The organism is Parvibaculum sp. (genome assembly GCF_035511255.1).
Lineage (GTDB): Bacteria > Pseudomonadota > Alphaproteobacteria > Parvibaculales > Parvibaculaceae > Parvibaculum.
Genome location: NZ_DATKFR010000301.1, coordinates 1 through 12505, shown reverse-complemented (window position 1 = coordinate 12505; position 12505 = coordinate 1). Strand labels below are relative to the sequence as shown.

At 63.8% G+C, this 12505-nt stretch carries 12 protein-coding genes; 10 read left to right on the top strand and 2 right to left on the bottom strand.

All coding sequences use genetic code 11. The features are described from left to right. The 7 genes from topA to rpmG form a co-directional block, all read left to right on the top strand. On the top strand, positions 1 to 2385 hold a 2385-nt coding region (gene topA, locus VMR03_RS11955; protein ID WP_325405488.1), incomplete at its 5' end, for a type I DNA topoisomerase. Beyond that, entirely contained in the window at positions 2385 to 4763 is a 2379-nt protein-coding gene (rnr, locus tag VMR03_RS11950; protein ID WP_325405486.1) for a ribonuclease R, read from the top strand. The genes topA and rnr, both read left to right, overlap by 1 nt. Positions 4764 to 4872: 109 nt before the next feature. After that, the gene (locus tag VMR03_RS11945) at positions 4873 to 5295 is read left to right on the top strand and encodes a DUF983 domain-containing protein (protein WP_325405484.1); all 423 of its coding nucleotides are present in this window, start codon (positions 4873 to 4875) and stop codon (positions 5293 to 5295) included. A 72-nt stretch (positions 5296 to 5367) separates the two neighbouring features. Next, a complete protein-coding gene (locus tag VMR03_RS11940) occupies positions 5368 to 6135 on the top strand; it encodes an NUDIX hydrolase (protein ID WP_325405482.1) in 768 nt (255 codons plus the stop codon). After that, entirely contained in the window at positions 6135 to 6788 is a 654-nt protein-coding gene (locus VMR03_RS11935) for an NUDIX hydrolase (protein ID WP_325405481.1), read from the top strand. The genes VMR03_RS11940 and VMR03_RS11935 overlap by 1 nt, the downstream gene beginning before the upstream one ends. A gap of 28 nt (positions 6789 to 6816) precedes the next feature. Then, positions 6817 to 8034 carry an MFS transporter gene (locus VMR03_RS11930; RefSeq protein WP_325405479.1) on the top strand — a complete coding sequence of 406 codons (1218 nt, stop codon included), beginning with the start codon at positions 6817 to 6819 and terminating at the stop codon, positions 8032 to 8034. Positions 8035 to 8212: 178 nt separating this feature from the next. After that, a complete protein-coding gene (gene rpmG / locus VMR03_RS11925) occupies positions 8213 to 8380 on the top strand; it encodes a 50S ribosomal protein L33 (protein ID WP_325405477.1) in 168 nt (55 codons plus the stop codon). 549 nt (positions 8381 to 8929) lie between these two features. Here rpmG and VMR03_RS11920 read toward each other — a convergent pair. Both VMR03_RS11920 and VMR03_RS11915 read right to left on the bottom strand, forming a co-directional pair. Then, a complete protein-coding gene (locus VMR03_RS11920) occupies positions 8930 to 10300 on the bottom strand; it encodes a PleD family two-component system response regulator (protein WP_325405475.1) in 1371 nt (456 codons plus the stop codon). 10 nt (positions 10301 to 10310) lie between these two features. Continuing rightward, on the bottom strand, positions 10311 to 10676 hold the full coding sequence (locus tag VMR03_RS11915; RefSeq protein WP_325405473.1) for a response regulator: 366 nt from the start codon (positions 10674 to 10676) through the stop codon (positions 10311 to 10313). A 209-nt stretch (positions 10677 to 10885) separates the two neighbouring features. Between VMR03_RS11915 and VMR03_RS11910 the strand changes: the two genes are divergently transcribed. The 3 genes from VMR03_RS11910 to VMR03_RS11900 form a co-directional block, all read left to right on the top strand. After that, positions 10886 to 11164: a DUF3572 domain-containing protein gene (locus VMR03_RS11910; protein ID WP_325405472.1), complete on the top strand. Its 279-nt coding sequence runs from the start codon at positions 10886 to 10888 to the stop codon at positions 11162 to 11164. After that, the gene (locus VMR03_RS11905) at positions 11161 to 11892 is read left to right on the top strand and encodes a hypothetical protein (RefSeq protein WP_325405470.1); all 732 of its coding nucleotides are present in this window, start codon (positions 11161 to 11163) and stop codon (positions 11890 to 11892) included. The genes VMR03_RS11910 and VMR03_RS11905 overlap by 4 nt, the downstream gene beginning before the upstream one ends. Positions 11893 to 12041: 149 nt before the next feature. Further along, on the top strand, positions 12042 to 12505 hold a 464-nt coding region (locus tag VMR03_RS11900), incomplete at its 3' end, for an ROK family protein (RefSeq protein ID WP_325405469.1).

Genomic DNA, 12505 nt, shown 5'->3' with positions numbered 1-12505 from the left:
AAGGCGCTGCACGGCATCGACGTCGAGCGGGTGGTCTTCAACGCGATCACCAAGAACTCGATCCTCGAGGCGATGAAGCATCCGCGCGGGCTCGACAAGGAGCTGATCGACGCCTATCTCGCCCGCCGCGCCCTCGACTATCTGGTCGGTTTCACGCTATCGCCCGTCCTCTGGCGCAAGCTGCCCGGCGCGCGGTCCGCGGGTCGCGTGCAATCGGTTGCGCTTCGCCTGATCTGCGACCGGGAACTCGAGATCGAGGCCTTCCGCGCGCAGGAATACTGGACCATCGAAACCGACTTCAAGACGGGATCTGGCGCGCCCTTCGCAGCGCGGATCGTCAACCTCGACGGCAAGAAGCTCGAAAAGTTCGACATTCCGAACAAAGAGACCGCTGACGAGATCGTCAAGCGCATCAAATCGTCGCGCTTCTCGGTGAAGTCGGTCGAGAGCAAGCCGGCGCGGCGCAATCCCTATCCGCCGTTCACCACCTCGACGCTGCAGCAGGAAGCATCGCGCAAGCTCGGCTTCTCGGCGAGCCGCACCATGCAGATCGCGCAGCGCCTTTACGAGGGCGTCGAGATCGACGGCGAGACGACGGGTCTCATTACCTATATGCGTACCGACGGCGTGCAGATCGCCGACGAGGCGATCGCCCAGGCGCGAACCGTCATCAACAATGAATTCGGCGAGGCCTACCTGCCTTCGACCGCGCGCGTCTACAAGACCAAGGCGAAGAACGCGCAGGAAGCCCACGAGGCCATCCGTCCGACGGATCTCTCGCGCCTGCCCAAGCATGTGGCGCGGGCGATGGACGAAGATCAGCGCCGCCTTTACGAGCTCGTCTGGAACCGCACCATCGCGAGCCAGATGGAAAGCGTGCAACTCGAACGCACGACGATCGAGATCGAGGCCGACGACCAGCAGATCGGTCTGCGCGCCACCGGCTCCGTCATCACCTTCGACGGTTTCCTGCGTCTCTATCAGGAGGGCCGCGACGACGCGGAGGATGGCGAGGATGGCGGCCGCCTGCCCAAGGTCGCGCGCGGCGACAAGCTCGGCCTCCATGAGGTGCGTCCCGACCAGCATTTCACCGAACCGCCGCCGCGCTTCACCGAAGCAACGCTCGTCAAGCGCATGGAGGAGCTCGGCATCGGACGACCCTCGACCTATGCCTCGACGTTGCAGACGCTGCGCGACCGTACCTATGTCCATATGGACAAGGGCCGCTTCATGCCCGACGACAAGGGACGCCTCGTCACCGCGTTCCTCGAGAATTTCTTCACCCGCTATGTCGAATACGACTTCACGGCGGATCTCGAGGAAAAGCTCGACAAGGTGTCCGCCGGAGAACTCGACTGGAGGGAAGTCCTGCGCGACTTCTGGAAGGACTTCACCGGCGCCGTCGACTCGGCCCTGGAACTGCGCATTACGGAAGTCCTCGATCGTCTGAACGACGTTCTCGGACCGCACGTCTTCCCGGACAAAGGCGACGGCAGCGATCCACGCAAATGCCCGTCCTGCGCCGATGGGCGCCTCTCATTGAAAGTCGGCAAGTTCGGCGCCTTCGTCGGCTGCTCGAATTATCCCGACTGCCGCTTCACGCGCCAGCTCACGGTCGGCGCCGATGGGGAAGACGGCGCGACGGGCGACCGCAATCTCGGCATCGATCCCGAGAGCGGCAAGCCGGTGCTCGTGAAGACCGGCCGCTTCGGTCCTTACATTCAGCTCGGCGAAGCGGAAGAAGACGGCGAGAAGCCGAAACGCGCCGGCATTCCGAAAGGCACCTCGGCCGCGACCATCGATTTCGAACGTGCGCTGCAACTCCTCTCGCTGCCGCGCGAGGTCGGCTTGCATCCGGAAACAAAACTGCCCATCTCGGCCGGTCTCGGCCGCTTCGGTCCTTTCGTTCTGCATGACGGCACCTACGCCAATCTGAAAGACCCGGAAGAGGTCTTTACTATCGGCCTCAATCGCGCCGTCGATCTTCTCGCAGAGAAGGCCGCGAAAGCGAAGGAGCGCGCCGGCAAGGCGCTTCGCGACATGGGCGCGCATCCGGGTGACGGCAAACCGATCCTCATCATGGAAGGCAAGTACGGCGCCTATCTGAAGCATGGCCGCACCAATGCCACGCTGCCGAAGGATACCGACATCGCGACCTATACGCTCGATGATGCCGTGGCACTGATCGCCGAAAAAGGCGGCAAGAAGGCGCCGGCAAAGAAAGCGACGGCGAAGAGCGACGACAAACCCGCCAAAAAGGCGCCTGCGAAAAAGCCCGCGGCCAAGAAAGCCGCGCCGAAGAAGACCGCCGCCAAGAAGCCGGCTGCGAAAAAGCCGGCGGCCAAGGCCAAGGCGAAATCGCGCACGCCCGAATTGGCGGACTGATGGCAACCGAAAAAAAGCCTCCCAAGAAAAAAGACGCACCGAAAAAGCGTGAAAAGTCTGTCGGGCTCCCGACCCGCGAGCAGATCCTCGAATTCGTCTCGGGTGCGACGGGCAATATCGGCAAGCGCGAGATTGCACGCGCCTTCAACGTCAAGGGCGCCGACCGCATTCCCCTGAAGCAGATGCTGAAGGCGATGGCGGAAGAAGGCGTGCTGGTGAAGAGCGAGAAGCGCAAGCTTCACCGCGCCGGCGAACTGCCGCCCGTCACCATTGTCGAGATCACGCATCGCGACACCGACGGCGAACTCGTCGCCCGCCCTGTCGACTGGAAGGGCACCGACGCCCCGCCCTCCATCGTCATCACGCCCGAAACACAGAAGCATCGCGCCAAGGACCGTGAAGCCGAGCCACCGGCCGGCATCGGCGACCGCGTCCTTGCGAAGCTGACGCGCACGACGGACGCGAACGAGATTTACGACTACGAAGCGCGCGTCATCCGACGCATCGACAAGGGCGCCGAACGCATCCTCGGTCTCTTCCGTTCGGGATCCGAAGGTGGACGTCTGGTGCCCGTCGACAAGCGTGTACGCAACGAGTTCGAGATTGCGCGTGGCGACACGGGCGATGCAAAGGACGGCGACCTCGTGCTCGCCGAAACGGTGCCCGGCAAGCGCTACGGCCTGCTGCGCGCCCGCGTTCGCGAGGTCTTCGGCCGCAGCGACGATCCGAAATCGATCAGCCTCATCGCGATCCATACGCATGGCATTCCCGACAAGTTTCCGGACGGCGTGCTGAAGGACGCCGAAGCGGCGAAGCCCGCCGGCCCCGAAGGCCGCACGGATTTGCGCGATATTCCGCTCGTCACCATCGACCCGCAGGACGCGCGCGATCATGACGACGCAGTCTGGGCGGCGCCCGATCCCGACCCGAAGAACGAAGGCGGCTATGTCGCCATCGTCGCCATCGCCGATGTCGCCGCCTATGTGCGGCCCGGCTCGCCAATGGACCGCGAGGCGAGGAAGCGCGGCAACTCGACCTATTTCCCGGATCGCGTCGTGCCGATGCTGCCGGAACGCATCTCGAACGATCTCTGCTCGTTGCGCGAAAAAGAAGAGCGCGCCTGCCTTGCCGTGCGCATGGTCTTCGACCGCAACGGCAGCAAGCGTCGCCACGAATTCATTCGCGGCATCATGCGGTCTGCCGCCCGCCTCACCTATCGCCAGATGCAGGAGGCGATCGACGGCCGCCCGGACGACAAGACCGGACCAATCCTGAAGAGTGTGCTTCAACCTCTGTGGGATGCCTACAAGACGATCTCGATCGCACGCGAGAAACGCGGGCCGCTCGATCTCGATCTGCCGGAATACAAGGCGCAGCTCGACGAGCGCGGCCGCGTCGCGGCGATCCGCATCGCCGAGAAATACGAATCGATGAAACTCATCGAGGAATTCATGATACTCGCCAATGTCTGCGCGGCCGAAACCGCCGAGCAGAAGCAGACGAAGGTCATCTACCGCGTCCATGACACGCCGTCGCGCGAGAAGCTCGTGGCGCTGTCGGAGTTCCTGCAGACGCTGAACCTCAGTTTCCCGAAAGGCCAGGTCGTCAAGCCCGCGAATTTCAACCGCATTCTCGCGGAGGTCGACGGCACGGAGTTCGACCAGATGGTCTCGACCGTCGTCTTGCGCTCGCAGGCGCAGGCGATCTATTCGCCGGACAATATCGGTCACTTCGGCCTCAATCTCGGCCGCTATGCGCACTTCACCTCGCCGATCCGCCGCTATGCCGATCTCATCGTCCATCGCGCGCTCGTCTCCGCGCTGCGCTTCGGCGATGACGGGCAGAGCGCAGAGGAAATGGGTGCGCTGGCGGAAATCGCCGAGCACATCTCCGGCACGGAGCGCCGCTCGATGCTCGCCGAGCGCGACTCGACCGACCGCTTCATCGCCGCCTTCCTCGCCGACCGAATCGGCGCGGAGTTCCGCGGCCGTATTTCCGGCGTCACGCGCTTCGGCCTTTTCGTGAAGCTCGAGGAAACGGGCGCCGACGGCCTTATCCCCATCGGCAATCTCGGCACCGAGTTTTTCCATCATGACGAAGCCGGCCATGCCTTGATTGGCGAGCGCTCCGGCCTCACCTATCGTCTCGGCGAAGAGGTCACCGTGCGGCTGGCCGAGGCGGTCCCGGTCACCGGCGGGCTTCGCTTCGACATCGTCGAGGGCGGCAACCCGGGAAAACCCGCCGGTCGGCAGGGTTTTCGGCGCAGCGGCAGCCGCCCCAACGCAAAGACCAAAATCGGCGGCAAGCCCCGCGACATCAAGACGCGTGGGAAGGCCAAATCGCCGAGACCCGGCAAGAAACGCTCCGCCAAGCATTGATCCCGATCAACACGCGTCAACCTGCCACATTCAATCCTCTCTGGAATGAGACAAATCTGCGGAAGCGGAAATCCATCGTTTCGCAGGCATTCCATTTCACGAGATACAGATGAGCGCCGTATTGGATATCGAACCTTCGAGCTATGAAGTTGTGCGGGCCGAACCCCGCCCGTTCGGCCGTTCCCTGTGGCGCGGATTTCTGGAGCGCTGCCCGAATTGCGGCAAGGGCAAACTCTTTCGTGCCTCCCTCAAGGTCGCCGACGAGTGCCCGCATTGCGGCGAGGCGCTGCATCACCACCAGGCCGACGACGCGCCGCCCTACTTCACGATCCTGATCGTCGGCCATGTCGTGGTGCCGATCATGCTCGCCGTCGAGCTCGAATACGCGCCGGCCGTGTGGATCCAGATGATCGCCTGGCCGACGCTCACGGCCGCGCTTTCGCTGCTTCTGTTGCCGCGCATCAAGGGTGCCGTCGTCGGCTGGCAATGGGCGCAGCGCATGCACGGCTTCGGCGGAGAAACCCACGAATAGGCCCTTCTGGACAGCCCCTTCCCCGGCGGGCATCCTGACCGGATAAAAACATTCAGAATCCGGGACGGAAACATGACCGAGGAGCAGAGGGGCGCTTTCGACCCTAAAATTTCGCGCGAGCAGGAATATCGCGACGGCAGCGCCGGTCGCGCCGTGCGTCCGCGCGATGCGGCGACGCTGATCCTCGTGCGCAACGACGGCAGCGTGCCCCGCGTCCTGATGGGCCAGCGCCACGCCAACCACAAATTCATGCCGAACAAGTTCGTCTTTCCCGGCGGGCGCGTCGATCCGGCCGACAGCCGCATCCGCCCCATCGAAGACCTTCGCGCCGAAGTCGCGCAGCTTCTGATCGCACGCATGCGCGGCACACCGTCCGAGAACCGCGCCCGCGCTCTCGCGCTTGCCGCCATCCGCGAAACCTTCGAGGAAACGGGGCTCGCCGTGGGCCGGCTGATCCCGACGCCGCAGACGAGCAAGCACAAGGACTGGAACGCCTATTTCTCGCTCGGCGTTTCGCCCGCGCTCGGCGCGCTCGATTTCGTCGCCCGCGCAATCACACCGCCCTATCGCACGCGGCGCTTCGACACGCGTTTCTTCATCGCCGATGCCGAGCATATTCACGGCGATCCGGCGAAGGTCGCGGGCTCCGGCGAATTGCAGGGCCTGCACTGGATCGGCATCAAGGAAGCCGAAGGGCTCGATCTACCGAACATCACCCGCGTCGTGCTCGCCGAGATCGACGAGCGGCTGCGCCAGACGACGGCGGCGCAACGCGCGCGGCCCGTGCCCTTTATCCACTTTCGCCGGGGCGACGCCATCCGCGACACGCTGGGCTCCTGATGACCGAAGCCGCGCCTCTCCGTTTCCGCGGCATCCGCCCGCGCGATGCCGCGAGCCTCGTCCTGGTCGACGATCGCGGCGGCGTGCCCCGCATCCTGATGGGCCGACGGCATGCCCGCATGGCCTTCATCCCGGATGCTTTCGTCTTTCCGGGCGGCAAGCTCGATGCGGGCGACCTCGTCGCGCGGCCCGCGACCGAACTCGGCGCCGCGGCGAGCTTCGGGCCGAAGTCGCGCGCACTCGCCATGGCCGCGATCCGCGAGACCTTCGAGGAAACAGGCCTCATTCTCGCGAGCCCCGGCGATGTCGGCGCAGCGTCGGGTCCCGGCTGGGCGCATTTTCGGGAACAAGGGTTAGCCCCGCAACTCGATCTCCTGTCGGCGCTCGCCCGCGCCATCACGCCGGCGAACAGCCCCGTGCGCTTCCATGCGCGTTTCTTCACGGCATCCGCGTCGACGCTTCAGGGAACGCTCGCGGGCAGCGGCGAGCTCGAGGACCTCGATTGGTATCCGCTCGCCGAAGCACTGAAACTCCCGATCATAGATGTCACGGAATTCGTGCTACACGAGGTCGCGCGGCGGAGCACAGGCGAGACGCCTGCCCGCATTCCACTCTTCAGCTATCGCAACGGCCGTCCTCTCGCTCGCAATTGAGAGGCCTAGCGCTGCCCGGATATTCGACATGGACGACGCCAAGAAGAAGAGCCTCAACCTGGAGGCCCATGAAGAGCCGCTGACACCAGACGAGCGCATGCGTAGCCTCGTGGCGGTCATCGCCTGCATCACGGTCGTCGGCATCGGCATGGGGTCGTCGATCCCGCTGCTCGCGCTGCTGATGGACAAGCACCATCTGCCGGCGGTTCTGATCGGCCTCAACACGGCCATGCCGGCGGTCGCGACCTTCGCGCTGACGCCCTTCCTGCCGCGCATCCTGCGCCGCGTGCCGCCTCTTCCGTTCCTGCTCGGCTGCGTCATCCTCTCGGCGGCGGCCATGCCCTGCTATTACATTTTTCCCAATGTCTGGGTCTGGTTTCCGATCCGCTTCCTCAACGGGCTCGCCATCACGGGCGTCTTTGTCGTCAGCGAGTTCTGGATCAATTCGCTCGCCGACGAGAAGAACCGCGGCAAGCTGATGGGCATCTACGGCACCATCCTTTCCTGCGGCTTCGCGGCGGGACCTCTGATGCTCTACGTCGTCGGCAGCGAGGGTGCGCTTCCCTTCGTGCTGATCGGCGGGCTCGTGCTCGCAGCCGGCGTGCCGCTTCTCATCTTCGGGCGCGGCCTTGCGCCCAGTATCCGTGAAAAACCCAATCACAGCTTCACGACGTTTCTGCTGGTCGCGCCGGCCGCGACGCTGGCGGGCTTCATCTATGGCGCGACCGAGACCAACGTCTTCAACCTGCTGCCTATCTATACGGTGAGAAGCGGCATGAGCCACCAGACTGCGGCCTTCGTGCTGACGATCTTCGCGGCGGGCAACATCTTCTTCCAGATCCCGGTTGGCCTCGTCGCGGACAGGGTCGACCGCCGGCTGGTACTTCTCGTCTGTGGCTTCACGGGCCTCGCGGGCTCGCTCGCCATTCCCTTCGCGACCTGGTCGCTGCCGCTTTTCGCCGCCGTGCTCTTCGTCTTCGGCGGCATGGTCGCGGGGCTCTATACGGTCGGCCTGACATTGCTCGGCCAGCGCTTCAGGGGAGCGGACCTCGCCGCCGCCAATGCCGCCTTCGTGATGATGTACTCGACGGGCGCCCTTATCGGCCCGCCGCTGGCCGGTTTCGCCATGGATCTCTGGAATCCGCACGGCCTCATCGTCGCGCTGACGGGACTCTGCGCGGTCTATGTGCTGATTGCGGGCTGGCGCTATCTCACGATGGGCGCGGATTCGCGCGAAGCTCTCTAAGGGCGGTGTCCCCGAAGCCGATTTCGGCAAGCGAACCCGGCACTTAGCCGCTTGCAGGCCGGGCTTGACTTCACGCGCGGGCCGAGTAGTCTCCCGCACAATCCGCACATCCATCGATTGCGAGACGAACACTCGCGGGCGCCTATGGCAGACCCGCCCTATTCAAGGATTTGGTGCCATGGCGAAGCCGGCTTCCATCAAGATCAAGCTCGAGAGCACCGCGGACACGGGTTATTTCTACGTGACCAAGAAGAACTCGCGCACGATGACCGAGAAATTCACGATCAAGAAGTACGACCCGATCGCGCGCAAGCACGTCGAGTTCAAGGAAACCAAGATCAAGTAAGGCTGGATGGGCGTTCGCGCCTGTCGCCTGTTGAGGCAAAAAGGCCGGTCCCATGGACCGGCCTTTTTCTTTTCCCCTCAATGGGCCCATGTCCCTCTCAACAGGTTCATGGCCCAGCGCGAATTAGTGGCCGGCCGGAAATTCATGGCTTAACAGAGGAGGCCACTCCACACCACGTTCCGACCGGCCGTGCCCCGCGGACCCAGGAGATGCGGCGGACCTGAGCGCCCCGCAAGGACACATATCGCTGCCTTGCGAAACCCGGTTTCCTTCACCCCCCAGCTACGGAAACCGACGCGGCAGCGAAACATATTCGATTAAAAGTCAATTTATCATGCTGACGCACTCAAATAAAGCGGAATGGCAGCGATATACTTCAAACAACTGATTAACCATGAACTTTGATGGTTAATGCTGTGCCGACATGAGCCTGCCGCCCTAAAGCGACATCTTTTGATTCGGACTATATTCGGCAATGTTATCAATCGTTTGAAAGCGAAACAGTATTCGTTTTCTAAGCGAAATTTGACGTCGAGCCGTCGAGACTTCTCAGGCCGCCTCGGCTACGACCCGGTTGCGGCCGTCCCGCTTGGCCCGGTAGAGGGCGCTGTCGGCCCGCTCCAGCAACCTCTTGGCCGTGTCGCTGCCCCCTTCGGTCACGCCAATGCCGATGCTGACCGTGACGTTGAGGGCCACCGCCGGTTCGATGCGGAACGGAATTTCGGCGACCTTCTGACGGAGCCGTTCCGCCACCATGAAGGCGTAGGATAGATCGGTGTCCGGCATCACGACGACGAACTCTTCACCGCCAAGACGGCAGGCGAGATCGACGCCGCGCACGTTCTGCTGAATGCGCTGAGCGAACTCCTTGAGGACGGTGTCGCCCGCCGCATGACCATAGGTGTCGTTGACCGACTTGAAATAGTCGATGTCGAAAATGAGCAGCGAGACGGGTTTGCCCGACTGGAGCCCTTCTTCGACCAGCGTGGTCAGGTGGCCTTCCATGTAGCGGCGATTATAAAGACCGGTGAGCCCGTCGGTGATCGCAAGCTCGAGCCCCCGCTGGAACTTGTCGCGCAGATAATCCTGATAACGCTTGCGGCGCAGCTGCGTGCGGCAGCGCGCCACCAGCTCATTGCGGTCGACCGGTCGCAACAGATAGTCGTTGACGCCCATGTCGAGCGCGCGGACGAGGCGCGGCGTATCGCCCTCCTCCACGATGACGAGAATCGGCGTCTGGCGCGTCGCTTCGAGCGAACGAAGCTGCGAGCAGAGGCGCAGCCCGTCGAATTCCTGAAGCGTCAGGCTGACGATCATCAGATCGAAATCGCCGACGCCCGCGAGTTGCAGCATCTCCTCCGGCGTCTCGGCGATCGTCACCGTATGTTCGAGGCCGAGCGCTTCGGTGAGGCGCTTCAGCGATGTCGGACGGTCATCGAGCACCAGCGCGCGGCCGGGCTCCACCATGAGCATGCGCTCGGTGCTGGTGCCGATAAAGGCGCCGATGCGCTGGCCGGTGGCCTCGCGCATGCGAAGCTCGTCCGTCACCATCTTCAGGCGCACGAGGCTCTTCACGCGGGCGAAGAGCGCGAGATCATTGACCGGCTTCGTCAGGAAGTCGTCCGCACCGGCCTGCAGGCCCTGGACACGATCCTTGGGCTGATCGAGCGCCGTCACCATGACGATCGGAATATGCTCGGTCTGCGGCGCGGCCTTGAGGCGGCGGCAGACTTCAAAACCGTCCATGCCCGGCATCATCACGTCGAGCAGGATGATGTCCGGTTGCTGGGCGGTTGCGATGTCAATCGCCTCGGGGCCGGACGACGCCTTGAGGACGTCGAAATATTCGGCCGTCAACTTCGCGTCGAGCAGCTTCAGATTGGCGGGAACGTCATCGACAATGAGTACGCGAGCGGTCACGGGGCTGCCCTTACCTCAGGAAACGCTGCACCGTCTCCAGAAACTGCGTTACGGAGATGGGCTTCGAGATGTAGGCCTCGCAGCCGCCTTCACGGATCTTCTCTTCGTCGCCCTTCATGGCGAAAGCGGTCACCGCCACCACCGGGATCGAGCGAAGATTGTCGTCTTCCTTGATCCACTTGGTGACTTCGAGACCGGAGACTTCCGGAAGCTGAATGTCCATGAGGATGAGGTCGGGGCGGTTCTTGCGCGCGATCTCAAGCGCCTCGATCCCGTCGCGGGTCTGCAACGTCTCATAGCCATGCGCATCCAGAAGGTCGTGGAAGAGCTTCATGTTGAGCTCGTTGTCCTCGACGATCAGCACCTTTTTGGTCATCGCATCCATAGCTCCAAGACTCCGCCTGTTGCCGGACATGGCCGGCGCCACGATACTTCCCCGGGCGCTGGGCTTGATTCCCGGACCTCAGTTCCTCCATATGACGCCAATATCCTTAACTAAGTCTTTAGGGGGCCTGTCTTCCCGGGCCATTTTGTCTCGAATCCGGCCTATACTTAACGAGCTCTTGTGAAGGATCATGTTGAGGGATGAAGCCGGAACAGGCCGAAATCATTGCCATACAGGCGCTTGGTCACATTGCCGGTGACGACGAGCTGCTTTATGCATTTCTCGACATAACCGGACTGCCGCCGGAGGAGCTTCGGATCCGGGCCGCGGAACCGGAGATTCTGGGCGGCGTCCTCGATTTCCTGCTGATGGACGAAAAGCGCCTGCTCTCCTTCTGCGAGGCGGCGGACCTGCCGCCCGAACTTCCGGGCGTGGCGCGCAAGCTGCTCCCCGGCGGCGAAGAGGTGCACTGGACATGACGACCCAAGCCAAGGCCCCTCAGGGCACGACGGCTGCTCCGCATATGCGCGGCCTCGATCCGCTGGCGCTCCATGAGGACGTCCTTCCCCAGATCGAGGCGCTCGACCTCGTGCGCGGAAAGCCGCTGATCGTGTCCGATTGCGACGAGGTGCTGATGCAGTTCATCGCCGGGCTCGAAATCTATCTCGAGACGCAAGGGCTCTGGCTCGACCTCCAAAGCTATGCGCTGACCGGCAACATCAAGCGCCGCGACACCAACGAAGCGGTGGCCGCGCTCGACGTCCCGGACCTGCTGAAGGGCTTCTTCGCCTCCTCGACCCATGCGCTCATTCCGGTGCCCGGCGCGGCGGCGGCGCTGGCCACCCTTTCGGGTCGCGCGCAGGTCGTCGTGCTGACCAACGTGCCCTCCGCCGACAAGGAAACGCGGGCGCGGAACCTTGCCGCCCACGGCATGGATTACCCCGTCATCGCCAACAAGGGGCTCAAGGGGGGCGCGGTGAAACGCCTTGCCGAACTGGTCGAGGCGCCGGTGATCTTCCTCGACGACATCCCGCACAACATCGCCTCGGTCGCCGTTGCCCATGCGCCGACGCACAGGGTTCACTTCATCGCCGATCCACGGCTCGCGAAGCTGCTGGGGCCGTCCGAGCACAGCCATTTCCATGCAACCGACTGGGCCGATGCCCAGCGCTTCATCGAAGAGCGGCTGGCGGAGGATGGCTTTTAATTTCGTCCCGACCACTCTTGTCACCCCGGGCTTGTCCCGGGGCCCAGGGGCCGTTTGCACCGTGTTTGCCGCCCCTGGATCCCGGCACGAGGCCGGGATGACATGATGTAGAATACTGAACGACTCTCACTGACCGGACTCACCTCTCCATGCGCATCGGCATCGACCTCGGCGGCACCAAGATCGAAGGCGTCGCGCTCGGCTTCAACGGACGTGAGCTGGCGCGCAAGCGCATTCCAACCCCTGCGACCTACGACGCGACCGTCGGCGCCATCGGCGATCTCGTCGCGGCGCTGGAACAACAGGCGGGTGCGCGCGGCACCGTCGGCATCGGCATGCCCGGCGCGCTATCGCCAGCGACCGGCCTCGTCAAGAACGCGAACAGCGTCTTCCTGATCGGCAAGCCCTTCGACCGCGATCTCGAAGTGGCGCTCGGCCGCGAGGTGCGGCTCGCCAACGACGCCGATTGCTTCGCCCTATCGGAAGCGACCGACGGCGCGGGGGCCGGCGCGCCCACCGTCTTCGGCGTCATTCTCGGCACGGGAGTCGGCGCGGGCATCGTCGTCAACGGACACCTTCTCAGCGGGCCCAACGCCATCGCCGGCGAATGGGG